This window comes from Yersinia rohdei ATCC 43380, from assembly GCF_000173775.1.
Taxonomy (GTDB): domain Bacteria; phylum Pseudomonadota; class Gammaproteobacteria; order Enterobacterales; family Enterobacteriaceae; genus Yersinia; species Yersinia rohdei.
Map to the genome: position 1 here is coordinate 24,790 of NZ_ACCD01000016.1, position 23,804 is coordinate 48,593.

Below are 23,804 nucleotides of genomic sequence, written 5' to 3' on the forward strand. Positions count from 1 at the left end.
CGAAAATGAGGAGCCAATAAAGTCCATACAGAAGCTAAAAACCTTCCGCGCGAATATTATAATGCTCGTTTTATTTAGTTAATTCGCAGGGTATTACACTGGCTTGATGCAGTATTTGTGGTTGATCACACTAATTAAAATATTAAAATCAGAATTGATGATTGTAGGAGTGATATTGAAAGTATAGCTAACAAGGGCATTATTGTGGGGTGAGAGTGCGGGAGAGCGAATATTAGGGGCTTACAGAGATAAACCCCTATCGGGAAGTCATTATCCGCGCGGTTTTTGTGACAGGCTCAGGATAAACATTGCTGCGGCGCAAAGTACCACGGAAGGCCCCGCAGGCGTATCGTATAACGCCGAGAAGGTTAAGCCGCCCGTCACGGCAACAATACCAATACCTATAGCGATTCCAGCCATTTGCTCTGGGGTTCGGGCAAAACGGCGCGCGGCGGCGGCAGGGATTATCAGCAGTGATGTGATAATCAGTGCGCCGACAAATTTCATCGATAGCCCTATGGTCAGCGCGGTAACTAGCATCAATAGCATTCGCACCCGCTCCAGATTAATTCCGTCCACGTGGGCTAATTCCGGGCTGATGGTCATTGATAACAGCGCCCGCCATTGCCAGCATAAGACGCCCAGAACCACGACCACACCGGCGGCAATTAGCCAGATATCACTTAAGGTCACGGAAAGCAGATCGCCAAACAGGTAGGCCATTAAATCAACCCGCACATTGTGCATTAGGCTAACCACCACTAAACCCAGTGATAATGCGCTGTGGGCCATAATCCCCAGCAGGGTATCGACGGCCAGTTGTGGGCGACGTTCCAACCACACCAGTATCAGGGCTAATACCATGGTCATCACGATAACAGCATAGAATGGATTTACATTTAGCAGTAAACCGAATGCTACCCCCAATAAAGATGCGTGGGCCAATGTATCGCCAAAATAAGACATTCGACGCCAGACGACAAAAGATCCCAGCGGGCCGGCTGCAGTTGCCAGCAATACGCCAGCTAACCAGCCGGGCAGCAATAATTCAATCATGCGTCGCGGCTCCCGCTATTTTTCAAAATTATTTTTCCGTGCAAATCATGGCGATGATTGTGGTGATGACGATAAACGGCTAATTGCTCGGCGCCGCGATTGCCAAACATGGCAATAAACTCCGGATGAGTTGAAACCACTTCGGGCGCACCTGAACAGCAAATATGTTGGTTAAGGCACAATACCTCATCAGTTTTAGCCATCACTAAATGCAAGTCATGAGACACCATTAGCACGGCGCAACCCAATTCTTTACGCAATTGCTCAATCAAGTCATACAGTGCCAATTGCCCATTAACATCAACCCCTTGCGTTGGCTCATCCAACACTAATAATTGTGGTCGATTTAATAATGCTCGAGCCAAGAGTACGCGTTGGTTTTCGCCACCGGACAACTTTTGCATCGGTTGATCCAAAAGATGAGCAGCATGTACCCGTTTCAGGGCGGGCAGGATATCTGCTTTTTTTACACCTGGTTTTAACCGCATAAAACGGCTGACTGTCAGTGGCAGAGTGGCGTCCAGATGGAGTTTTTGCGGAACATAACCGATACGTAAACCAGGTTCACGAACCAGTGTCCCGCTGGTGGGCGCAATCAGCCCCAACACCACACGAACCAGTGTCGATTTGCCAGCACCATTTGGCCCAAGTAGGGTAAGGATTCTCCCCGGGCGCAGAGACAGGGAAATATCATTGAGTACCCGCCGGCTACCAAAAGTGACGGATATCTTATTTAAAGTTACCAATGTAGACATTATGATTACGTTTGCAGAACCGAGTGAATGTTATAATATTACGCTTTCCCCATCAAAACGTCGAGAATTCGTATTATGTTACATAAAAATAACTGGCTGAAGCGGGCAATGCTGGCGAGTGTAATTTTATTTGCCAACCCATTTAATATTGCCTCTGCTGCGGTCGTTACATCAGTGCGTCCGTTAGGTTTCATCGCCGCCGCCATTGCTGATGGTGTGCTGCCGACTGAAGTTTTATTGCCCGATGGCGCATCGCCACACGATTATGCGCTGCGCCCATCAGATGTCCAGCGGTTACGTAGTGCTGAGCTGGTTATTTGGGTCGGGCCAGAAATGGAGGCATTCTTAACGAAACCACTAACGCAAGTTGCTGATAATAAAAAGATAGCTTTGGCGCAGTTACCTGGCGTCACACCTTTATTGATGAAAGGTGATGAACATGACGAGCATGAAGGGGAAGACGCAGGGCATGACCATGATCATGCTACAGATAATCACAGTGACGAGCACCATCATGGCGAATATAACATGCATATTTGGTTGTCCCCAACCATAGCTAAACAATCTGCAATCGCCATTCACGACAGATTATTGGAACTTATGCCGCAAAATAAGGATAAATTAGATGCAAACCTGCGCCGATTCGAGGATCAACTAGCGCAAAATGAAAAAAATATTGCTACTATGTTAAAGCCTGCCCAAGGTAAGGGATACTTCGTTTTTCATGATGCCTATGGCTACTTTGAAAAACACTTTGGCTTGAGCCCATTAGGGCATTTTACAGTCAATCCTGAAATACAACCTGGTGCGCAGCGTTTACATCAAATTCGAACACAACTGGTTGAGCAAAAAGCAGTATGCGTTTTTGCTGAGCCACAATTCAGGCCAGCCGTCATTAATGCTGTAGCCAAAGGAACTAACGTGCGTTCTGGCACCTTGGACCCCTTGGGGAGCGGTATAGTATTAGGCAGGGATAGCTATGTGGACTTTATGTCTCAGTTGTCTAACCAATACGTGAGCTGCCTGAAAGATTAAAAGGATACTCATAAGTGCAGCAGATAGTCCGAACTATCACCTTGGCGTATAGCAATCTCCCTCGACCTCACCGCATTATGTTGGGGTCGTTGACTGTAATGACGTTGGCCGTCGCTGTTTGGCGGCCTTTTGTTTATCATTCAGAGCATGAGCCTGTTGCGAAAAGTGTGGTATTAGATACCAGTCAGCCCCGTATTTTATTGCCGGAAGCCAGTGAACCCATTGATCAGCCCACTCCTGATGATGACATTCCGCAAGACGAATTAGATGCCAAAGATGCCAGTGAACCGGGCGTCCATGAGTATGTTGTCTCAACCGGGGATACCCTGAGCAGCATTCTTACTCAATATGGTATTGATATCTCAGATGTTTCCTTATTAGCAACCCAAAACCGTGATTTACGTAACCTGAAGATTGGGCAACAAATCTCTTGGACGGTTAATGACACCGGTGATTTGCAACGTATGGTATGGGAGGTTTCACGCCGTGAAACCCGTACTTATGATCGTGTTGGCAATAATTTCAAAGAAACTAAAGAGTTGCAGAAAGGTGAGTGGAGCAACTCGGTTCTGACTGGGCGGCTTGACGGCAGCTTTGTCACCAGTGCTAAAAAGGCGGGTTTGACCAATACTGAGATTCGTGCAGTGACCAAAGCACTTCAATGGCAATTAGATTTCGCCAAATTGCGCAAGGGGGATCAGTTTTCAGTTTTGATGTCCCGCGAGGTTCTTGATGGTCGCCGTGAGCAGAGCCAATTGGTGGGGGTGCGCATGCGCTCCGGTGGTAAGGATTACTATGCGATTCGTGCCGATGACGGGAAGTTTTATGATCGCCAAGGGTCTGGTTTGGCACGTGGTTTCTTGCGTTTCCCCACGATAAAACAATTCCGTGTTTCGTCTAACTTTAATCCGCGCCGGCTTAACCCTGTGACTGGGCGCATTGCGCCACACAAAGGGGTGGATTTCTCTATGCCAGTCGGTACACCTGTACTGGCGGTGGGTGATGGCGAAGTGGTCATTGCGAAGCGAAGTGGGGCGGCGGGCAATTATGTTGCTATTCGTCATGGTCGCCAATATACCACGCGCTATATGCACTTGAAGAAACTGCTGGTTAAGCCAGGACAAAAAGTTAAACGTGGCGATCGTATTGCCCTGTCAGGTAACACTGGCCGTTCTACTGGCCCACATCTGCATTATGAATTTTGGATGAACCAGCAAGCGGTTAACCCACTGACCGCCAAGTTACCGCGTTCCGAAGGGTTAACAGGTAAAGATCGTAACGAGTATATGGCTATTGCCAAGCAGGTCATTCCGCAGTTGCAACTGGATTAACTGTTATCCGGTTGCCACAAACTATCGGAGTGTTTATACCTAAAGTTATTGGTTTTGCAGGTAGACCGCAAACAAACACATCCCGAATCAAATACTGAGATAATTGATTCGGGATGTGTGAGTTGCTAATAATCCTGAAATTTCAATAGCTAAGGGACTAATATTATTAGTCCACGGCCTATTCTAAGAGTTCCCCCATGCATAAAGAGAAAAACGACGCTGCTGGTTTTATTCCGGTATTCAAGAAATCTTTCCTACATCCACGGTTTTGGGGGGTATGGCTAGGAACTGGCGCAATGGCAGCTCTGGCTTATGTGCCACCGAAATTCCGTGACCCATTATTGGCTGGCATTGGCCGTTTGGCCGGGAAATTTGCCAAAAGCGCCCGTCGTCGCGCCCGTATTAATCTTCTCTATTGTATGCCGGAATTACCCGAAGCAGAGCGGGAACATATTATTGATCAAATGTTTGCGACTGCGGCCCAGCCTTTAATGATGATGGCGGAACTGTGTTTTCGCGATCCCAAGAAGGTGTTAACTCGGGTTCATTGGCATGGGTTAGATATTTTAGACCAACTACAACAGCAGGAACGTAATGTTATTTTGTTGGTGCCCCACGCCTGGTCGATTGATATTCCGGCTATGCTATTAGCCGAGCAAGGCAAGCCGGTGGCTGGCATGTTCCATCATCAGCGCAATCCATTAATTGATTACTTATGGAACAGCGCCCGGTTGCGGTTTGGTGGGCGTATCCATGCACGCGACAGCGGCATTAAGCCATTTATCAGTTCAGTGCGTCAGGGATTTTGGGGATACTATTTACCCGATGAAGATTATGGCCCAGAGCAAAGTGAGTTTGTTGATTTCTTTGCGACCTATAAGGCGACATTGCCCGCGGTGGGGCGGTTGATGAAAGTGTGTCGTGCGGCTATCGTGCCCATGTTCCCCGTCTATAATTATCGCGAACATCGCCTTGATATTTATATTCGTCCACCAATGGATGATTTAGCGGATGCCGATGATGTGTATATTGCCCGCCGCATGAACGAAGAAGTTGAGTTGCTGGTAAAACCGAATCCTGAGCAATATACCTGGATACTTAAGCTATTGAAAACCCGCAAAGAAGGTGAGATAGAGCCTTATGTTCGTAAGGATCTCTAGTGTTCGATTAGACATAAAAAAGCCCGCTGTTGATTAGCGGGCTTTTTGTTTTTAACTCAGTATCACTCAACGCGGATGATACGGCTGGTGTTAGTGGTACCAATAGTTCCCATCACGTCGCCTTGTGTGACAATAACCAAGTCGCCAGAAACCAAGAAACCTTTATCTTTCAGGCGATTAACTGCTTCAGTCGCAGCCAGCACGCCATCAGTATGTGGGTCACAATACACCGGGGTAACACCACGATAAATAGCCGTCAGGTTTAACGTATGATCATGACGTGACATTGCAAAGATAGGTAAACCAGAGCTGATACGAGACATCATCAGTGCGGTACGGCCCGATTCAGTCATGGCGATAATTGCCGTGATGCCTTTCAGGTGGTTTGCCGCATACATGGTTGACATGGCAATGGCTTCTTCGACATTGTCGAATTGCACATCAAGGCGGTGCTTAGAGACATTAATACTTGGGATTTTTTCAGCACCCAGGCAAACACGCGCCATTGCAGCAACAGTTTCTGCTGGATATTGCCCAGCGGCTGTTTCAGCCGACAACATCACGGCGTCAGTTCCATCCAATACGGCGTTCGCCACGTCCATAACTTCTGCACGGGTTGGCATTGGATTGGTTATCATCGATTCCATCATCTGGGTTGCGGTGATGACAGCGCGGTTAAGCTGACGAGCACGACGAATCAGTTTTTTCTGAATCCCCACCAGCTCAGGGTCACCAATTTCAACCCCCAAGTCACCACGGGCGACCATCACTACATCTGAGGCCAGAATGATATCATCCATGGCTTCGTCAGTTGCAACTGCTTCAGCGCGTTCAACTTTTGCCACAATTTGTGCATTACAACCCGCATCACGGGCCAAACGACGAGCATAATGCAAATCTTCGCCAGTACGTGGGAAAGACACGGCCAGGAAGTCCACACCAATTTTAGCGGCGGTGATAATGTCGGCTTTGTCTTTTTCTGTTAATGCTTCGGCTGACAAACCACCACCGAGCTTATTAATGCCTTTATTATTGGAAAGAGGGCCGCCGACAGTAACCTCGGTAAACACTTTCATGCCCTGAACTTCAATAACTTTCAGTTGTACTCGGCCATCGTCCAATAACAGGATGTCACCGGGCACGACATCCGCGGGCAAGCCTTTATAGTCGATACCTACTTTGTCTTTATCACCTTCGCCTTTGGCCATATTGGCATCCAGCAAAAATTTATCGTGTACGTTAAGGAATACTTTTCCTTCCTTAAAAGTAGACACCCGGATCTTAGGGCCTTGCAAATCGCCAAGAATAGCTACATGACGGCCCAATCTGGCGGCAATCTCACGGACTTTATTGGCCCGTAATTCATGATCTTCAGCGCTACCATGGGAAAAATTCAGGCGGACTACGTTAGCACCCGCAGCAATAATCTTTTCCAGATTATTATCGCGGTCAGTAGCGGGCCCCAGTGTAGTAACAATCTTGGTCCTTCTTAGCCGTCTGGACATCTTTTACTCCGTTGACTGATAAAGCATGGTGTTGTTAAAACAGCGGATAATAAATCCAATAGTAAAATGTAACTTTGCTACAAATTTACGGCGACCTATCTATGACAACATAATGTGTATCATAACACTGTGCTATCTATGTTATCCGCTTGCGGATGTAAAACTATCGATGTTAAAAACGGCCAACTTAGGGCAGTTTATGCATCAATGACAACATTACAAAAGCGAGCTATTTACCCTCTGTTGACTCTACGAGTGCTAAAGCCAAAACATCATTTTTCAATAATACGTCAAATTTTTGTGACAGAAGATGCGCTAACACAAAACAAACTGACTTCGGTCACGGGTTGGTTACTTTTTGATACAATTTATTCTACGCCATTATTTACTTATAAAGCGCCTTTATCAAAGCGAGATTCTTTCAAGGCATCTTTAACCCGTTTCAGGTTGTCCCTGAATTTAGCCCCTCGACGTAGGGTAAACCCTGTTGCCAAAACATCAATTAATGTCAATTGGGCAATGCGCGATACCATCGGCATATACATATCAGTGTCTTCTGGCACATCCAGCAGCAGAGGTAATGTTGCCTCATTGGCGAGCGGCGTATCACGCGAGGTAATGGCAATCACTGTGGCATCGTTTTCACGGGCTAAATGGGCCAGCTCGACCAGGCTTTTTGTACGCCCAGTATGAGATATCAATACCACGACATCACCTTCAGTGGAATTCATACAGCTCATTCGCTGCATAACAATGTCATCAAAATAAATCACCGGTATATTGAACCGGAAGAATTTATTCATCGCATCGTGGGCCACGGCAGCAGAGGCCCCAAGGCCGAAGAACGAAATTTTCTTCGCTTGTGTCAATAAATCCACCGCGCGGTTAATCGCGGCGATATCGAGATTATTTTTCGCCATGTCTAAACTGGCCATGGTCGATTCAAAAATTTTTCCAGTGTAAGCGGCTACACTATCATCCTCTTCAACATTACGGTTCACATAAGGTGTGCCATTTGCCAGACTTTGTGCCAAATGAAGTTTAAAATCAGGGAAACCTTTAGTGTCTAATCGACGACAAAAACGGTTTACCGTGGGTTCGCTGACGTTCGCCATTTTGGCGAGTGTGGCAATACTGGAATGGATAGCAGTTTGTGGGGAGGCGAGAATTACCTCGGCGACTTTCCTTTCCGATTTGCTCAGGAGGTCCAGATTATTTTGGATATTTTCCAGCGTATTCATATAACGAGAGTCACCCATGGGTTTTACCGATTTCATTTAAAGGAGAAATCTATGTCGGTTTAATGAAAATATACTACGAGCTGGAACCCGTTGGCAGTGGCATAGGGTGGGAAGTGAGTCTTTTTCACCAGAATATGACCTGTGTCTAATTTTCATAATGGTAAATAGTTGTCAAAAACGTCATAAAATTACATTTTTAAGTTGTGCAGCCTGATTTGGCGCGGCCTGCCACTCTAAACCGTGTTTTTTAACCTTTTTTGACCCACTTTTATCTGGGTTTACTGGCTATAGTCAAAGAGAGTACATTAGTAATGTAAGAAAATTACAAATATCCTGCAACGAGGAGAATAACATGGCGGTAATTAATACAGCCCAGGCAGCCCAGGCGTGTGATCTGGTGATTTTCGGCGCTAAGGGAGACTTGGCTCGCCGGAAACTGTTGCCTTCCCTTTACCAATTAGAGAAAGCGGGTCACATCCACCCTGATACTCGGATTATCGGCGTAGGCCGTGCCGATTGGGATAAAGACGCGTACACAGCCGTGGTAAAGGAAGCCCTCGATACCTTTATGAAAGAGAAGCTGGATGATGAATTGTGGCAAAAGCTCAGTTCCCGTCTCGACTTCTGTAATTTAGACGTTAATGACAGCAAACACTTTGTCAAATTGGGCAAAATGCTGGATCAAAAAAACCGCATCACTATCAACTACTTCGCTATGCCACCTAATACTTTTGGTGCCATTTGCCAAGGGTTGGGCCTGGCCGGGCTGAATAAAGAGCCAAGCCGGGTGGTGATGGAGAAACCTTTGGGGAAAGATTTGGCTTCCTCGCGGGTGATTAACGATCAAGTCGCTGAATATTTTAATGAGTGTCAGGTTTACCGTATCGACCACTACCTCGGTAAAGAGACAGTCTTGAACCTGCTGGCATTGCGCTTTGCTAACTCACTGTTTGCTTCCAACTGGGATAATCGCACTATCGATCATGTGCAGATTACTGTGGCTGAAGAGGTCGGCATTGAAGGGCGTTGGGGCTATTTTGACCAAGCCGGACAAATGCGAGATATGATCCAAAACCATTTGCTGCAAATCCTGACCATGATTGCTATGTCACCGCCAGCAGACCTGAGCACTGACCGCATCCGTGATGAGAAAGTAAAAGTGCTGCGCTCGCTGCGCCGTATTGACCACACGAATGTGCGCGAAACCACGGTACGCGGCCAATATACCGCAGGATTTGTTCAGGGCCATAAAGTGCCGGGCTATCTGGAAGAGGAAGGGGCGAACAAGAGCAGTAATACTGAAACCTTCGTTTCTATCCGTGTGGATATTGATGACTGGCGTTGGGCGGGGGTGCCGTTCTATTTGAGAACCGGCAAACGTCTGCCGAGCAAATGTTCTGAAGTGGTGGTGTACTTTAAAAACCCTGCGCTGAATTTGTTCCGCGAATCCTATCAGCAATTGCCGCAAAACAAACTGACCATTCGTCTGCAACCGGATGAAGGCATTGAAATTGAAGTGCTGAATAAAGTGCCAGGTCTGGAACACAAACACCGGCTGCAAACCACCAAGCTTGACCTGAGCTTCTCTAAAACCTTCAACGAGCAACATATTGCGGATGCTTACGAACGTTTGTTACTGGAAACCATGCGCGGCATTCAGGCGCTGTTTGTGCGCCGTGACGAGGTTGAAGAAGCATGGAAGTGGGTTGATTCCATTATGGATGCATGGGCTGCTGATAATGAGGCACCTAAGCCTTATCAGTCTGGGACATGGGGGCCGGTGGCATCTGTTGCCATGATAACCCGTGATGGTCGCTCCTGGAATGAATTCGAGTAAATTGCCCACTCGAAGAGATTAATTGTTGCACGCGCCACCCAATAAAATGCCGGTGGCGCGCCTCCATCAGGGAAGTCGGCGGGCAGCGAGGGCAAGACGCCCGTACTCATGCTATCTACAAATAATAAAGAGCAGTTAGCTGGCTCATATGATGATTCTTTATGGTAGGCGGAAAGCCCTTGCGATGTTCTGCTTGCCATATTTCAACTGACACCTTCGGGTGAGTACATGCCAATCGGCATAAGTGGAGATAACAACTGATGAAAAGCTGGAAAACGAGCGCAGAACAGATCATGACCGCAGGCCCTGTTGTCCCGGTGATTGTGATTAACAAGCTCGAACAGGCGGTACCGCTGGCAAAAGCCTTGGTTGCGGGTGGTGTTCGTGTGTTAGAAGTGACGTTGCGCACCCCTTGTGCTGTTGAAGCTATTCGTGCCATTGCCAAAGAAGTCCCTGAGGCGATTATTGGTGCAGGTACTGTGCTGAATCCACAGCAATTGGCAGAAGTAGTCGAAGCCGGTGCACAATTTGCTATCAGCCCAGGGTTGACTGATGAACTGCTTAAAGCCGCAACGGAAGGTTCTATCCCATTAATCCCAGGGATAAGCACCGTTTCAGAATTGATGCTGGGCATGAGTTATGGTCTGCGTGAGTTTAAATTCTTCCCGGCAGAAGCCAACGGCGGCGTTAAAGCATTACAAGCTATTGGTGGCCCATTCTCTCAAGTGCGTTTCTGCCCAACTGGCGGCATTACACCTAACAACTACCGCGATTATCTGGCGCTGAAAAGCGTGTTGTGCATCGGCGGTTCATGGTTGGTTCCTGCCGACGCGCTGGAAAATGGTGACTATGCGCGCATTACTGAATTAGCAAAACAAGCTGTTGCAGGCGCTACGGCCTAATAGGTGGTAACTCCCTGAACTGACGGGAGAAGCGCACAGTTTTGCCAAAGACTAAACCTCTGCCATGCAGGGGTTTTGTTTTTTTAGAATCCCTAACTTATTATTTTTTAATCTCTTTTTTAAAACTATTTATCAAATTGATGGTTTGCTTTATAAAATTGACTGTGGTAAAAATATGACAGTTAATTATTCCAACTTTATGAGGGTTTTAGGCGTATCACACTGGGTTTAGCAAACAAGAATGTGGCTAAAGCGGGTGTGGCTAAAAAAAAGAGATATATTATGATTAAAATGAATGGAATTACTTTCAAACCTTCTACTTGCCAACTCTTCCTGTCAGCCATTCTGGCCAGTGAGCATCACTGGTGCAGCGAGCTATAGCGTCTTTCTTCTTCTGTTTTAAGTAAAGTTTATACGCCAAGTGAGTTTCTATTTCTTACGGCCTGCGCACATCTATTCCCTGTGAATGGGGTGCCGAGTGAGGATAACCGTAACAAATAGACCTTAGCGTGCGTTTATGCGTGTTAGGAGAAGAATGATGATTTATTGGATATTTTTAGGTTTAGCCATAGTCGCCGAAATTATTGGCACCTTATCAATGAAATACGCCAGTGTTAGTGGCGAGATGACCGGGCATATCGTGATGTATTTTATGATAACCGGCTCTTACATTTTGCTGGCTCTGGCGGTTAAAAAAGTGGCTTTGGGTGTCGCGTATGCCTTATGGGAAGGGATTGGCATCCTGATTATTACTGTTTTCAGTGTGTTGTGGTTTGATGAAAGCTTATCACCGCTGAAAATTGTCGGTTTAGTGACTTTGATCGGCGGCATACTGTTAGTGAAATCAGGGACTCGTAAGCCAAAGAAACCGAACAGTCCAAGCCGAAATTCAGGTGAGCATCATGCAACAGCTTGAATTTTATCATATCGCGTTTCTGATTTTGGCGGTGATTCTAGAAATTATTGCTAACATCCTACTGAAAATGTCAGATGGTTTTCGTCGCGTATGGTTGGGGATTTTATCATTGTTGTCAGTGCTTGGGGCATTCAGTGCGCTGGCACAAGCGGTGAAAGGTATCGAATTATCAGTGGCTTATGCTTTATGGGGCGGGTTCGGTATTGCCGCTACCGTGGCGGCGGGTTGGATTTTGTTTAATCAGCGGCTGAACTATAAAGGCTGGATCGGGTTGATTTTGCTACTGGCTGGTATGGTGATGATAAAGCTATCCTAATCTGGAGTCTGGTGGGGCGACTGCACCGATGGGCGCTCCGGCGGCTTACGCCGCTACGACCCATTCGGCACATTTCCCCACCTATTCACGTTGTGATTAGTCTGAGACAAGCCAAGGAAATTTAGCGGCTAATCAAATAGCCGCAATAATTTTGATTTCAACTTTATAGTTCGGATTCATTAGCTTGGCTTCTACGGTACAACGTACCGGGGCGCAACCCTCCACAACCCAGGCATCCCAGGCGGCATTCATTGCGGCAAAGTCCGACTTATCGGCTAAAAATATCGTGGCATCCAAAATGCGGCTTTTATCTGAACCGAGCTGATGCAGCATAATATCAATTGCGGCCAATGTGTTTGCCGTTTGCGCCGTGGCATCGGCATCCAGATTCTCAGGTACGCTGGTGTAATAGATAGTGTCGTTGTATACCACAGCATCTGACCAACGTTTTTCTGGATTAATTCGCTCAATACTCATTTTCACTCCCTGGTGTGAAGGCCAATGTCATTTTCAGCCTAAGAGTAGCATAGCTGGTGGCGAGAATGTGTGGTCGTGGGACGTCAGGCTTGGCATAATCACCGCTGATTTCACTCGGAAGAGAAAGTGTGACAGACGATTTTGCAACAGACGGCGCGCTAGCGCAGGCCATTACAGGTTTTAATCCTCGTGAGTCCCAGCGCCAGATGGCTGCGGCAATCAGTGAATCCATTGATGCCAAACAGCAACTGGTGGTAGAGGCCGGCACCGGCACCGGTAAAACATTTGCGTATTTGGCCCCAGCGCTGCGGGCGGACTGCAAAGTGATTATTTCTACTGGATCCAAAGCGTTACAAGACCAACTCTATTCCCGTGACCTGCCTACGGTGGCCACCGCCCTTAAATACAAAGGGAAATTGGCTTTGCTAAAAGGGCGCTCAAATTATCTTTGTCTGGAAAGACTGGAACAGCAATCACTGGCGGGGGGCGAACTGGCAAGCGAAACCTTGGTTGATTTAGTGCGCCTGCGCGGTTGGTCGGCAGAAACTGTTGATGGTGATATCAGCACCTGTGGTCAGGTGGCTGAGGATAGCTTTGTCTGGCCGTTGGTCACCAGTACCAATGATAATTGTCTGGGTAGCGATTGCCCACTGTACAAAGATTGCTTCGTGGTCAAAGCCCGTCGTCGGGCGATGGATGCTGATGTAGTGGTGGTTAACCATCATCTCTTTTTGGCAGATATGGTGGTGAAAGAGAGCGGGTTTGCAGAATTAATCCCCACCGCCGATGTGATGATTTTCGACGAAGCCCATCAGATCCCAGATATCGCCAGCCAATATTTTGGCCAGCAATTAACCAGCAGACAATTGATGGATTTGGCGAAAGACATCATTATCGCGTATCGGACTGAAGTCCGAGATTCGGCCCAATTGCAAAAAAGTGCTGACCGGCTAACACAAAGCACGCAAGATTTCCGTTTAGTATTGGGCGACCCCGGTTATCGTGGCAATTTGCGCGATGTGATGGAGCAGCCAGCGATTCAGCGGGCGCTATTGTTACTCGATGATGCGCTAGAGTTATGTTACGACGTGATGAAGCTTTCTTTGGGGCGTTCGGCGATGTTGGACGCGGCTTTTGAGCGGGCGACGGTATATCGCAACCGCCTGAAACGGCTAAAAGATGTCAGCACGCCGGGTTACAGCTATTGGTATGAATGTAACTCACGCCATTTTGTCTTGGCGCTAACCCCACTTTCTGTTTCTGACCGTTTTCGTGAATTGATAGAAGAAAAGCCGGGAACCTGGATTTTCACCTCAGCCACGTTATCGGTTAACGATCAATTATCTCATTTTACCTCGCGGCTGGGGCTGACCCACGCCAAAACACTGCTGTTACCCAGCCCATTTGACTATGCCAATCAAGCCTTGCTGTGTGTGCCACGCAATCTTCCTTCTGCGAATGAGCCCGGCGCGGCACGCAAATTGGCGGTGATGTTAAAACCGTTGATTGATGCCAATAAAGGGCGCTGTTTCTTCTTGTGTACTTCGCATCAGATGATGCGCGGCTTGGCAGAAGAGTTCCGCGCCAGCATGACATTGCCGGTGTTGGTGCAAGGGGAAACCAGCAAAGGCCAGTTGTTGGCGCAGTTTGTCGCGGCGGGTAATGCGCTGTTGGTCGCAACCAGCAGTTTCTGGGAGGGCGTGGATGTCCGTGGTGATGCTTTATCTTGTGTCATTATTGATAAACTGCCGTTTACCTCACCTGATGACCCGTTGCTCAAAGCGCGGATTGAAGATTGCCGTTTGCGCGGCGGTGACCCTTTTAATGATGTGCAATTACCTGATGCAGTTATTACCCTGAAACAAGGGGTGGGGCGTTTGATCCGTGATATTGACGATCGCGGTGTGTTAGTTATCTGTGATAACCGATTAGTGATGCGCCCTTATGGCGCGATGTTCCTCAATAGCCTGCCACCCGCGCCACGAACTCGGGACTTGGCGAAAGCCATCGCTTTTCTCAAGCAGCGCGATTAAGAGAAAAGCGGGGAGGGGTGTGCTATTATGCGCGCCCTGTATTAATTCATCTTCTTTTCCTGCCGAGGTTGGCATGTCCACGCGAATTTTAGCGATCGATACCGCAACAGAAGCCTGTTCTGTCGCACTCTGGAATAACGGCGAAGTTCGGGCTTTGTTTGAACTTTGCCCACGGGAACACACCCAACGAATTCTCCCCATGGTGCAGCAAGTCCTGGCTGAATCTGGGCTGGCATTGCAACAACTCGATGCTTTAGCTTTTGGCCGTGGCCCCGGTAGTTTTACTGGTGTCCGTATTGGCATTGGTATAGGTCAGGGGCTGGCATTAGGCGCAGACTTGCCGATGATGGGCATTTCAACCTTACAAACAATGGCTCAAGGTGCATTCCGCCTCACGGGTGCCTCACGAGTGTTAGCCGCCATTGATGCGCGCATGGGCGAAGTCTATTGGGGCGAGTTTGAACGTGATGCCGCAGGGGATTGGCGTGGCGAAGCGACCGAAGCGGTTATGACGCCAGCACAAGCACAAGTTCACGCCCAGTCGCTAAGTGGTCAGTGGGCCAAGGTGGGCACTGGCTGGCAAACCTATCCTGACTTAATTGACGGCAACGGTGTCGTGTTGGTTGATGGGCAAATTATGTTGCCGCAGGCAGAAGATATGCTGCCACTGGCTTTGGCTGCCTGGGCCAACGGGCAGGTGGTCAGTGTGGAACATGCTGAGCCGGTGTATCTGCGTAATGAAGTGACGTGGAAAAAACTCCCGGGCCGTGAGTAACTAATTATCGTGATTAGAGTCTAAAATATCAGGACAGCTAATGAAATGATAAGGAGTAGCCTGCTATGGCGATAAATACGTCAGTCACTCAATCTGGACAGAATAGAAATCGCAAATGGAGATGTGGTTGGCTGGGTTTAGGCGTTTTGCTTCTTTCCGGTTGTGTCACAATCCCACCCGCTATTCAGGGGACGACCGCGACACCACAGCAAAATCTTAACTTGGTCAGAACGGCACCGCAGGCGTTTATTGGTCAGGAAGCGCGTTTTGGTGGCAGCGTGGTTAATGTGACCAACGAACCGCATCGCACCCGGCTGGAGATTGTCAGTGTTCCGCTGGATTCTGGCGCCAGACCTATCTTGGGTGACCCTTCACAAGGTCGGGTTATCGCCTATGTGAATGGTTTCCTTGAACCCGTGGACTTCCGTGGGCACCTTATCACAGTGGTCGGGCCAATCGTGGGGGTGGAAGCCGGTAAAATTGGTAAAACGCCGTATAACTTCGTGGTAATCAATGCCACGGGCTATAAACGTTGGCATCTTGAACAGCAAGTATTATTGCCGCCAACTATGGGCCCTTGGGGGTATAACAACCCCGGAATGTGGGGGCCAGGGCCTGGATGGGGAGGCTGGTATTATCCCGCCCCGGCACAGATCCAAACGATTGTTACCGAGTAACAGGTTGGCGCGATAAGCTGGCAGGCAATGACAGAAAGGGCGCTGAAAACAGCGCCCTTTTTACGTTAAATTGCACCCTATATACTAGGGTGCAAAGCCAAAAAATAGTGATGTGCATCGCAACCTCAAAATTGTTTAAAAGCAAACTGGTACGCTGAGTTAAAATATTGTTAAAGTTCTGGTGTGGATTTGAGTGTAACTCTGGCGTTCAATAACAATTTCAGGAGTGCTACCTTGGAAAAAGTCTGGCTAAAACGCTATCCGGCAGATGTTCCCGCAGAGATAGACCCGGATCGCTATTCTTCTTTGGTGGAAATGTTTGAGAACGCCGCCTTGCGTTATGCAGACCAGCCTGCATTCATCAATATGGGCGAGGTTATGACCTTCCGTAAACTGGAAGAGCGCAGCCGTGCCTTCGCCGCCTATTTACAGCAAGGTTTGGGATTACAAAAAGGTGATCGCGTGGCATTGATGATGCCAAATCTCTTGCAATATCCTATCGCTTTGTTTGGTATTTTACGTGCAGGTCTGGTGGTGGTGAATGTGAATCCGCTGTATACCCCGCGCGAGCTAGAGCACCAGTTAAATGACAGTGGGGCAGTTGCGATTGTCATTGTGTCCAACTTTGCGCACACACTGGAAAAAATCGTCTTTAAAACTCAGGTCAAGCACGTCATTTTAACGCGCATGGGTGATCAATTATCAACCGCCAAAGGAACGCTGGTTAATTTCGTGGTGAAATACATCAAGCGGCTGGTGCCTAAATATTATTTGCCAGATGCAATTTCGTTTCGCACGGTATTGCAGAAAGGCCGCCGGATGCAATATGTGAAACCGGATATTATCAATACTGATTTGGCCTTTTTGCAATACACCGGAGGCACGACCGGTGTGGCTAAAGGGGCGATGCTGACTCACCGTAATATGCAGTCGAACCTGGAGCAAGCAAAGGCGGCTTATGCGCCATTGCTACAACCGGGGCACGAGTTGGTGGTGACCGCACTCCCGCTTTATCATATTTTTGCTTTAACCATGAACTGCTTACTCTTTATTGAGTTAGGTGGGCGCAGCTTATTAATATCTAACCCGCGTGATATTCCGGGCATGGTCAAAGAACTCAGCCGCTATCCATTCACAGCGATGACGGGGGTGAACACATTATTTAATGCGCTGTTAAATAATGAAGAATTTAATAAATTAGACTTCTCGACCTTACGGCTTTCAGTTGGCGGTGGTATGCCAGTACAGAAGGCAGTAGCGGAAAGGTGGGAGAAACTAACTGGCAAGCACTTACTTGAAGGTTATGGTTTGACCGAATGTTCGCCGCTGGTCACTGGTAACCCTTATGATTTGAAGCACTACAGTGGCAGTATTGGCCTGCCCGTCCCTTCAACTGATGTGCGGTTGGTCGACGATGATGGCAATATTATGACTGCGTTCGGCGAACCGGGTGAACTTTGGGTGCGCGGCCCCCAAGTTATGTTAGGCTACTGGCAGCGCCCCGATGCCACTGATGAAGTGTTAAATGACGGCTGGTTGGCGACGGGAGATATCGCGACACTCGATGAGCAAGGTTTCTTACGCATTGTTGACCGCAAAAAGGACATGATTCTGGTTTCAGGTTTTAACGTTTACCCCAATGAGATAGAAGATGTGGTGGCGTTACACGCGAAAGTGCTGGAGTCTGCCGCCGTTGGAGTGCCTAATGAGGTCTCCGGTGAGACGGTAAAATTGTTTGTAGTGAAAAAAGATGCGTCATTAACCCCGGAAGAGCTGCTAACCCATTGCCGTCGCTACCTTACTGGGTATAAAGTACCGAAAATAGTAGAGTTCCGTGACGAATTGCCAAAATCGAATGTTGGTAAAATTTTACGTAGGGAACTGCGTGACGAGCAGGCTAAGGCCAGAGCCAGCGAGCAAAGCGCGGCTTAACTTAACCGAGTCACCCAATCATCATCATCAACGCCGGTCATCGCCGGCGTTGTTGTGTTTGCCATACACTATATCCGCCTAAAAATTGACGGTTATAACGACCAAGAGAATGACGTTTTGAATTATCAGTTGATCACCACCGACAGTGCGTTGCAGCAGGTCTGCGAACAAGCCCGAAAACATGCCCATGTTGCGTTGGATACAGAGTTTGTCAGAACGCGCACTTACTATCCGCAGTTAGGTCTGATTCAACTGTATGACGGTGAACAACTTTCACTGATTGACCCGTTACCTATCACGCAGTGGCAACCTTTCCGCGAACTCATCCAAGATTTGAATGTGGTGAAGTATCTGCACGCCGGCAGTGAAGATCTTGAAGTCTTTCTTAATGCTTTTGACCAAATGCCCACGCCGATGATTGATACACAGGTCTTGGCTGCATTCTCTGGTCGCTCGCTGTCTTGCGGCTTCGCCATGTTGGTGAATGAGTTTGAAGGCGTCGAGTTAGATAAAAGTGAATCTCGCACCGATTGGATTGCTCGCCCGCTAAGTGAAAAACAGTGTGATTACGCAGCAGCAGATGTGTTTTATCTGTTGCCTCTGGCCGCGAAATTAGTTGAAGCAACGGAAGCCGCAGGGCGTATGGATGCCGCTATTGACGAGTGCAATTTGTTGTGTCGGCGTCGCAGCGAAACACTGGATCCAGAGTTAGCATACCGCGAGATAACAAATGCCTGGCAGTTACGTGGTCATCAGTTGGCCTGTTTGCAAAAACTGGCTGCATGGCGTTTGCGCCAAGCGCGTGAACGCGATCTGGCGGTGAATTTTGTGGTGCGAGAAGAAAATCTGTGGCAAGTCGCCCGCTATCAGCCAACTTCGCTGGGCGAGCTTGACTCTTTGGGGTTGAGTGGGCAGGAAATCCGCTATCATGGGCGCACTTTATTGGCGCTGGTGGCAGAGGGGAATGCTGTTCCTGAAGACCAACTTCCCCCGCCGGTAATCAATTTGATTGAAAAACCGGGTTATAAGAAGGTTTTCAAAGATATTAAGGCGCTAATATTATCGGTCAGTGAACGCAGTGGATTGAGCAGTGAGTTATTGGCATCGCGCCGTCAAATAAATCAATTACTCAGTTGGCATTGGAAACTGAAATCAACAGATACCCAACCCGAATTATTAACTGGCTGGCGTGGTGATTTATTGTCAGTAGAATTGACTGAGATTTTACAACAGTATTAATTAATATTCAGAGGGGAGGTGACTTCGCTCTGAATTTTTCAGTTTAAATTCAGCGATAATTTCTGAAGCACTGAAATAGAAATGACGAGATTTTGGGCTGGCTATATATTAATAATAGAAGTGGAACTGGGTATTTATACAGTTAATATATGAAAATCACCCCCTGTAATTAATTACAGGGGGTAGTTATTGCGAAGAAATCATTTAGGCGTTTCTTCCGTTTCCGGTAATGTCACGTTGAGTTCAAGCACCGAAATATCATCCCCTTTTTGCTCAAATTGCACATGCAGCATTTCAGGGTCTATCTGGATATATTTACAAATAACCGCCAAAATATCGCGTTTCAAGTCAGGCAAATAATGGGGCTCACTGTCCCCACGACGACGCTCAGCGACGATAATTTGCAGCCGTTCCTTGGCTATATTGGCTGTCGGTTTTTTGCGGGACAGAAAAAAGTCTAACAAAGCCATGGTTTATCCCCCAAAAAGGCGTTTCAGGAAGCCCTTCTTCTCTTCTTCAATGAAGCGGAAGGGACGTTCTTCTCCTAGCAAACGGTCAACGGTATCGTCATAAGCTTTACCAGCATCTGACTCTTTGTCCAGAATCACAGGCTCGCCTTGGTTAGAGGCGCGCAATACAGATTGGTCTTCTGGAATAACGCCAACCAATGGGATCCTCAGGATATCAAGGACATCTTCCATGCTAAGCATGTCGCCACGATTAACACGCCCTGGATTGTAGCGGGTCAAAAGCAGATGTTCTTTAATAGGATCTTGGCCATTTTCCGCACGTCGTGATTTAGATGACAGTATTCCGAGAATACGGTCTGAGTCACGAACGGAGGAGACTTCAGGGTTGGTTGTGATGACGGCTTCGTCAGCAAAATACAGCGCCATCAAGGCACCGCTTTCAATACCGGCCGGAGAGTCACAGACAACAAACTCAAAATTCATGTCGCCAAGATCATTTAAAATCTTTTCAACACCCTCTTTAGTCAGGGCGTCTTTGTCACGGGTTTGAGAAGCGGGCAGAATATACAGATTATCTGTGCGCTTATCTTTTATTAATGCCTGGTTCAAGGTGGCGTCACCTTGAATAACATTAACAAAATCGTAAACGACCCGGCGCTCACATCCCATAATCAAGTCTAGGTTCCGTAGTCCGATATCGAAATCAATAACGACGGTTTTTTTACCTTTTTGGGCCAAGCCGGTAGCGATAGCCGCGCTTGATGTGGTCTTGCCAACGCCCCCTTTACCCGATGTAACAACAATAATGCGTGCCATGAAATGGATTCCTTGTCAAAAGGGCTTAATTTAAAGGTTGTATAGTTAATGCGTTATCCAGCAGATGCAAACGCGCAGCTTGACCAAAATAGTCGCGTGGGATCTGATCACTCAACCAGTACTGCCCCGCGATAGAGACGAGTTCAGCACCCAGATGCGTGCAAAAAATCTGACATTGACCATCGCCGGATGCACCTGCTAGCGCACGGCCTCGCATCATTCCATAGACATGAATATTGCCGTCGGCAATTAATTCAGCACCGGCACTGACACTGCTGATAACAATCAAATCGCAATTACGGGCATAAATTTGTTGGCCGGAACGGACAGGTGTGTTGATGATGCGTGTCTTGGTAGGAACGTTTTCTGGTGGGCTGATAGCGGGTTCAGAGGCCATTTTTTGGCCTTTACCTTCACTCAGTAACGGCAGACCGGCCCGCGCTATTGCACGTTTTTGACGTTCATCCTGACAACCACTAATGCCAACAATACGCAGACCCGCTGAAGTGACAGCCTGTTGAAGATCTTTCCAGTTAGCACCGTTAGGTAACGTTGCAACGTTAATCACAACAGGGGCGTTTTTCAGGAAAGCAGGTGCTTGATCTACCTTTTCCTGTAATGCCTGACGGATTACCTCTGGTCGTGAATCATGTAAGTGAACGACCGATAGGGTAAAACTACTGCCTTTTAACTCAATTGGCGATTGTGACATCTATCCTGACTCAGTTTCAGCTGCGTTTAATCCCCGGAATATCATTCGGGGTACAATATTCTGATCTTCCTAAGCATGTTATAGGTAATATAAAAAGAAATCTATCCGTATCAATATATTGAAAGCCTAGGGCCGCAATAACTTCAATCCGGCAAGAAATTACAGCATAACTTCCGCTTATTCGCTAGCCCCGACCACCCTATATTTGGTTATTATCACCAGGTAGATTGCGCTGGGTATTTTTTCAACAATATCTATTGCTACATACTCATCGGCTGCCGCCCATAAAAGTAGTTAATTTCATGCGAAAGTGGTCGTTTTTTTATCGAGTGAAGTTGATTTTTATAAATTATACTAATGGCTGACCATTATTAACACTTTTAAGATAATGAAATAGCTTGGCCGATTGCGGTTATTATCGTCTTAGTGAAATAGCTCACAATATTATTTCGGAAGAATCTCACTGCGCATTTTGTCAATGTGGACAATTGGGAGCATTAATAATGTTTGATTTAGCTCGATGTGTCTTTTTTGTCCGTTATAAATTGTATGAATTAGTACTATCTTTAGTTACTTAATATTGAGAATGATAATCATTTGGTTATAATTTGCGGCTCGCTACTAAGCAAACTAAAGGAAAATAGCAATGAAAAGGAATTTTATTCAACTCTCATTTATCTGTGTTTTTACCCTGTTTACCCCAGCGACATTATGGGCTAACTTTAGTTATCAGGCTGAAATTCCTAAAGATAATAAAGTCCCCAACGACTATTTGGAAAAAAGAAAATCACTGGGTCAGGAACCGACTGGCGCTGATTCATGGCAACGACAGCTTGATCAGAAAAAAGCACGGGAAGATGCAGATACCGCAAAACGTGAACTTGATAAACAGACCAAATGCGAACAGCAGAAAAATGCCCCGCGCTATCGTAGCGAGAAGGAAAAACAACCTTATCAATATCTGGATCCTGATCCCTGTGCTAATCAAGTCTTTATCAAGGTCTTTTGAACTGTTGGACGTGTGATAGAGTCAGGCATGTTATAATCTCAAGTTAATCATGTGTTTTATCCTTGAATTTATCAACCAGAGTCCAGAACATGCTTTGTGCTATCTACAGAAGCCCGAAACGGGATCAGACCTACCTTTATATTGAAAAAAAAGATGATTTTTCGCGTGTACCTGCTGAGCTGCTTGCAAGCTTTGGTAAACCACAATTCGCCATGCTGCTGTCATTAAATGAGCGCAAAAGTTTAGCAACAGCAGATATCGAGAAGGTGAAGAGTGCACTGGTTGATCAAGGTTTTTATCTGCAAGTTCCACCGCCACCGGAAAGTTTGCTGAAAATGCATTTGGGCGAGAGCAAAGTCTAATCACGCGGTAGCGGTAAAACCGCTTTTGCGATGGCACCCATCTTATCTTTCAGGTGGGTGCTGTGGTGTAAACTCGATTGATATTAAATGTCCCGCTTCCTCACGGGTTAATGCTTTATCAAGGAACGCGTCGATGAAATTGTCAATGATTGCGGTAATACTGGCGACAGTTGTCTCGGTGGGATGTGCTAATAAGAATTCAGCCGCCCCAATGCAACCTCAAACTGCGGCAGCCGCCCAGGTAAATTCAACACCCACAACTACTATGGGGTTAGTCTCTACCAACAACAGCCATCCCCCCACCACGTTATCTCAGCAGGGCCGAGATCCGGCGCTGTTTCCCGCATATGTTGAACAGTTGAAAGCTCAGGCCCGAGCTAAAGGGATAAGTGACGCGACATTAAATCTCGCTTTTGCCAATATCCATTTTGTCGACCGGGTGATTCAATCTGACCGCAACCAGTTGGAAAAGAAAGTCACACTGGATGATTATCTGGCTAAAGTCCTAACCCCGAGCAAAATAGAACAGGGCAAAGAAATCTATCAACGCTATCAACCTCAGTTATCTCAAGTCACTGCTCGCTATGGTGTGCCTGAGCGCTATATTGTTGCGCTGTGGGGCATGGAGAGTGGTTTTGGCAAGATTCAAGGTAAAGAAGATGTGATTTCGGCTTTATCAACCTTAGCATTTGAAGGCCGTCGGGAAGCCTTTTTTACCAAAGAGTTAATCGCTGCCTTGCAGATTATTCAGCAAGGCAAGGTGGATGACCCGCAATTGAAGGGGTCTTGGGCCGGTGCTATGGGGCAAAGTCAGTTTATGCCCAGCTCATTCCTGACCTATGGTGCTGATGGTGATGGTGATGGAAAAATCGATATTTGGAATAATATTGATGATGTATTTGCTTCTACTGCTAACTATCTGTCTACTGAAGGTTGGAAACCCGGCATTGGTTGGGGGCAGGAGGCGCAGTTGCCTGTAGGGTTCAATATTGCACTGGCGGGGCTGAAAGACAATCAGGCCAAGACGGTCAGACAATGGCAGCAGTTAGGAGTTATACCTATCGCGGGAATGAATGTTGCGAACCCGGATTTACGTGCCTGGGTGATAGTCCCCGATGATGTGCAAGGGCGGGCATTTTTGGTTTATGATAATTTTCGTACCATTATGCACTGGAACCGCTCTTACTATTTTGCTATTAGCATTGGTATGATGGCAGACAGTATCAGTCAATAAAATCTGTGGCTGAT

At 47.2% G+C, this 23,804-nt stretch carries 23 protein-coding genes; 15 read left to right on the forward strand and 8 right to left on the reverse strand.

Annotation, left to right across the window (positions count from 1 at the left end):
* Window positions 1-270: 270 nt before the first annotated feature.
* Both znuB and znuC read right to left on the reverse strand, forming a co-directional pair.
* Window positions 271-1,056 carry a zinc ABC transporter permease subunit ZnuB gene (gene znuB, locus YROHD0001_RS06835; protein ID WP_032817130.1) on the reverse strand — a complete coding sequence of 262 codons (786 nt, stop codon included), beginning with the start codon at window positions 1,054-1,056 and terminating at the stop codon, window positions 271-273.
* Entirely contained in the window at window positions 1,053-1,811 is a 759-nt protein-coding gene (gene znuC / locus YROHD0001_RS06830; protein WP_004715231.1) for a zinc ABC transporter ATP-binding protein ZnuC, read from the reverse strand. The genes znuB and znuC overlap by 4 nt, the downstream gene beginning before the upstream one ends.
* A gap of 75 nt (window positions 1,812-1,886) precedes the next feature.
* Between znuC and znuA the strand changes: the two genes are divergently transcribed.
* The 3 genes from znuA to lpxM all read left to right on the forward strand — a co-directional run bounded on the left by znuA (window position 1,887) and on the right by lpxM (window position 5,337).
* Window positions 1,887-2,846 (forward strand): zinc ABC transporter substrate-binding protein ZnuA, encoded by a 960-nt coding sequence (gene znuA / locus YROHD0001_RS06825; RefSeq protein WP_004715232.1) that lies wholly within the window; start codon window positions 1,887-1,889, stop codon window positions 2,844-2,846.
* Between the two features lie 14 nt (window positions 2,847-2,860).
* Window positions 2,861-4,177 (forward strand): murein DD-endopeptidase MepM, encoded by a 1,317-nt coding sequence (mepM, locus tag YROHD0001_RS06820; RefSeq protein ID WP_004715233.1) that lies wholly within the window; start codon window positions 2,861-2,863, stop codon window positions 4,175-4,177.
* Window positions 4,178-4,374: 197 nt separating this feature from the next.
* Complete coding sequence (gene lpxM, locus YROHD0001_RS06815) at window positions 4,375-5,337, forward strand: lauroyl-Kdo(2)-lipid IV(A) myristoyltransferase (protein WP_004715234.1); 963 nt, start codon at window positions 4,375-4,377, stop codon at window positions 5,335-5,337.
* Window positions 5,338-5,399: 62 nt separating this feature from the next.
* Here the strand turns inward: lpxM and pyk are convergent, their stop codons facing one another.
* Window positions 5,400-6,842 (reverse strand): pyruvate kinase, encoded by a 1,443-nt coding sequence (gene pyk / locus YROHD0001_RS06810; protein ID WP_004715235.1) that lies wholly within the window; start codon window positions 6,840-6,842, stop codon window positions 5,400-5,402.
* A gap of 389 nt (window positions 6,843-7,231) precedes the next feature.
* Window positions 7,232-8,083, reverse strand: coding sequence for a MurR/RpiR family transcriptional regulator (locus YROHD0001_RS06805; protein ID WP_032817153.1), 852 nt, complete (start codon window positions 8,081-8,083; stop codon window positions 7,232-7,234).
* A 352-nt stretch (window positions 8,084-8,435) separates the two neighbouring features.
* On the opposite strand from YROHD0001_RS06805, the gene zwf reads away from it, so the two are divergent.
* From zwf to mdtI, 4 genes are all read left to right on the forward strand, one after another.
* Window positions 8,436-9,920 carry a glucose-6-phosphate dehydrogenase gene (zwf, locus tag YROHD0001_RS06800; protein ID WP_004715237.1) on the forward strand — a complete coding sequence of 495 codons (1,485 nt, stop codon included), beginning with the start codon at window positions 8,436-8,438 and terminating at the stop codon, window positions 9,918-9,920.
* A 260-nt stretch (window positions 9,921-10,180) separates the two neighbouring features.
* A complete protein-coding gene (locus tag YROHD0001_RS06795; RefSeq protein ID WP_004715238.1) occupies window positions 10,181-10,822 on the forward strand; it encodes a bifunctional 4-hydroxy-2-oxoglutarate aldolase/2-dehydro-3-deoxy-phosphogluconate aldolase in 642 nt (213 codons plus the stop codon).
* Between the two features lie 538 nt (window positions 10,823-11,360).
* Complete coding sequence (gene mdtJ / locus YROHD0001_RS06790) at window positions 11,361-11,738, forward strand: multidrug/spermidine efflux SMR transporter subunit MdtJ (protein ID WP_032817131.1); 378 nt, start codon at window positions 11,361-11,363, stop codon at window positions 11,736-11,738.
* Window positions 11,725-12,054: a multidrug/spermidine efflux SMR transporter subunit MdtI gene (gene mdtI, locus YROHD0001_RS0118075; protein ID WP_005163022.1), complete on the forward strand. Its 330-nt coding sequence runs from the start codon at window positions 11,725-11,727 to the stop codon at window positions 12,052-12,054. Before mdtJ ends, mdtI begins: the two co-directional genes overlap by 14 nt.
* Window positions 12,055-12,186: 132 nt before the next feature.
* On the opposite strand, the gene YROHD0001_RS06785 is transcribed toward mdtI, so the two are convergent.
* On the reverse strand, window positions 12,187-12,531 hold the full coding sequence (locus tag YROHD0001_RS06785) for a RidA family protein (protein ID WP_032817132.1): 345 nt from the start codon (window positions 12,529-12,531) through the stop codon (window positions 12,187-12,189).
* A 128-nt stretch (window positions 12,532-12,659) separates the two neighbouring features.
* On the opposite strand from YROHD0001_RS06785, the gene yoaA reads away from it, so the two are divergent.
* From yoaA to rnd, 5 genes are all read left to right on the forward strand, one after another.
* Window positions 12,660-14,564 carry a DNA repair helicase YoaA gene (yoaA, locus tag YROHD0001_RS06780; protein ID WP_004715242.1) on the forward strand — a complete coding sequence of 635 codons (1,905 nt, stop codon included), beginning with the start codon at window positions 12,660-12,662 and terminating at the stop codon, window positions 14,562-14,564.
* Between the two features lie 73 nt (window positions 14,565-14,637).
* Window positions 14,638-15,339, forward strand: a complete 702-nt coding sequence (tsaB, locus tag YROHD0001_RS06775) for a tRNA (adenosine(37)-N6)-threonylcarbamoyltransferase complex dimerization subunit type 1 TsaB (protein WP_004715244.1) — start codon at window positions 14,638-14,640, stop codon at window positions 15,337-15,339.
* 65 nt (window positions 15,340-15,404) lie between these two features.
* Window positions 15,405-16,016, forward strand: coding sequence for a Slp family lipoprotein (locus YROHD0001_RS06770; RefSeq protein WP_004715245.1), 612 nt, complete (start codon window positions 15,405-15,407; stop codon window positions 16,014-16,016).
* Window positions 16,017-16,250: 234 nt separating this feature from the next.
* Window positions 16,251-17,948, forward strand: coding sequence for a long-chain-fatty-acid--CoA ligase FadD (gene fadD, locus YROHD0001_RS06765; RefSeq protein ID WP_004715246.1), 1,698 nt, complete (start codon window positions 16,251-16,253; stop codon window positions 17,946-17,948).
* A gap of 117 nt (window positions 17,949-18,065) precedes the next feature.
* Window positions 18,066-19,187 carry a ribonuclease D gene (gene rnd / locus YROHD0001_RS06760; protein ID WP_032817154.1) on the forward strand — a complete coding sequence of 374 codons (1,122 nt, stop codon included), beginning with the start codon at window positions 18,066-18,068 and terminating at the stop codon, window positions 19,185-19,187.
* Between the two features lie 200 nt (window positions 19,188-19,387).
* On the opposite strand, the gene minE is transcribed toward rnd, so the two are convergent.
* From minE to minC, 3 genes are read right to left on the reverse strand one after another with little or no spacing between them, the layout of a single operon-like run.
* Window positions 19,388-19,657 carry a cell division topological specificity factor MinE gene (minE, locus tag YROHD0001_RS06755; RefSeq protein WP_002211180.1) on the reverse strand — a complete coding sequence of 90 codons (270 nt, stop codon included), beginning with the start codon at window positions 19,655-19,657 and terminating at the stop codon, window positions 19,388-19,390.
* 3 nt (window positions 19,658-19,660) lie between these two features.
* Entirely contained in the window at window positions 19,661-20,473 is an 813-nt protein-coding gene (minD, locus tag YROHD0001_RS06750) for a septum site-determining protein MinD (protein WP_005190923.1), read from the reverse strand.
* 25 nt (window positions 20,474-20,498) lie between these two features.
* Complete coding sequence (gene minC / locus YROHD0001_RS06745; RefSeq protein WP_004715249.1) at window positions 20,499-21,185, reverse strand: septum site-determining protein MinC; 687 nt, start codon at window positions 21,183-21,185, stop codon at window positions 20,499-20,501.
* A gap of 646 nt (window positions 21,186-21,831) precedes the next feature.
* On the opposite strand from minC, the gene YROHD0001_RS06740 reads away from it, so the two are divergent.
* From YROHD0001_RS06740 to YROHD0001_RS06735, 3 genes are all read left to right on the forward strand, one after another.
* Window positions 21,832-22,194, forward strand: coding sequence for a hypothetical protein (locus tag YROHD0001_RS06740; RefSeq protein WP_004715250.1), 363 nt, complete (start codon window positions 21,832-21,834; stop codon window positions 22,192-22,194).
* Window positions 22,195-22,283: 89 nt separating this feature from the next.
* On the forward strand, window positions 22,284-22,556 hold the full coding sequence (locus YROHD0001_RS0118080; protein ID WP_032817134.1) for a YcgL domain-containing protein: 273 nt from the start codon (window positions 22,284-22,286) through the stop codon (window positions 22,554-22,556).
* Between the two features lie 133 nt (window positions 22,557-22,689).
* Entirely contained in the window at window positions 22,690-23,790 is a 1,101-nt protein-coding gene (locus tag YROHD0001_RS06735) for a lytic murein transglycosylase (protein WP_032817136.1), read from the forward strand.
* Window positions 23,791-23,804: the final 14 nt, after the last annotated feature.

Bases quoted from the DNA above. Each gene is read 5' to 3' on its own strand.
- YROHD0001_RS06735 (WP_032817136.1), top strand. From the start codon at position 22,690: ATGAAATTGTCAATGATTGCGGTAATACTGGCGACAGTTGTCTCGGTG.
- znuA (WP_004715232.1), top strand. From the start codon at position 1,887: ATGTTACATAAAAATAACTGGCTGAAGCGGGCAATGCTGGCGAGTGTA.
- lpxM (WP_004715234.1), top strand. From the start codon at position 4,375: ATGCATAAAGAGAAAAACGACGCTGCTGGTTTTATTCCGGTATTCAAG.
- minC (WP_004715249.1), bottom strand. From the start codon at position 21,185: ATGTCACAATCGCCAATTGAGTTAAAAGGCAGTAGTTTTACCCTATCG.
- mdtI (WP_005163022.1), top strand. From the start codon at position 11,725: ATGCAACAGCTTGAATTTTATCATATCGCGTTTCTGATTTTGGCGGTG.
- mdtJ (WP_032817131.1), top strand. From the start codon at position 11,361: ATGATTTATTGGATATTTTTAGGTTTAGCCATAGTCGCCGAAATTATT.
- tsaB (WP_004715244.1), top strand. From the start codon at position 14,638: ATGTCCACGCGAATTTTAGCGATCGATACCGCAACAGAAGCCTGTTCT.
- minE (WP_002211180.1), bottom strand. From the start codon at position 19,657: ATGGCTTTGTTAGACTTTTTTCTGTCCCGCAAAAAACCGACAGCCAAT.
- YROHD0001_RS06770 (WP_004715245.1), top strand. From the start codon at position 15,405: ATGGCGATAAATACGTCAGTCACTCAATCTGGACAGAATAGAAATCGC.
- YROHD0001_RS06805 (WP_032817153.1), bottom strand. From the start codon at position 8,083: ATGAATACGCTGGAAAATATCCAAAATAATCTGGACCTCCTGAGCAAA.
- znuC (WP_004715231.1), bottom strand. From the start codon at position 1,811: ATGTCTACATTGGTAACTTTAAATAAGATATCCGTCACTTTTGGTAGC.
- znuB (WP_032817130.1), bottom strand. From the start codon at position 1,056: ATGATTGAATTATTGCTGCCCGGCTGGTTAGCTGGCGTATTGCTGGCA.
- YROHD0001_RS0118080 (WP_032817134.1), top strand. From the start codon at position 22,284: ATGCTTTGTGCTATCTACAGAAGCCCGAAACGGGATCAGACCTACCTT.
- minD (WP_005190923.1), bottom strand. From the start codon at position 20,473: ATGGCACGCATTATTGTTGTTACATCGGGTAAAGGGGGCGTTGGCAAG.
- YROHD0001_RS06785 (WP_032817132.1), bottom strand. From the start codon at position 12,531: ATGAGTATTGAGCGAATTAATCCAGAAAAACGTTGGTCAGATGCTGTG.
- YROHD0001_RS06740 (WP_004715250.1), top strand. From the start codon at position 21,832: ATGAAAAGGAATTTTATTCAACTCTCATTTATCTGTGTTTTTACCCTG.
- YROHD0001_RS06795 (WP_004715238.1), top strand. From the start codon at position 10,181: ATGAAAAGCTGGAAAACGAGCGCAGAACAGATCATGACCGCAGGCCCT.
- zwf (WP_004715237.1), top strand. From the start codon at position 8,436: ATGGCGGTAATTAATACAGCCCAGGCAGCCCAGGCGTGTGATCTGGTG.
- pyk (WP_004715235.1), bottom strand. From the start codon at position 6,842: ATGTCCAGACGGCTAAGAAGGACCAAGATTGTTACTACACTGGGGCCC.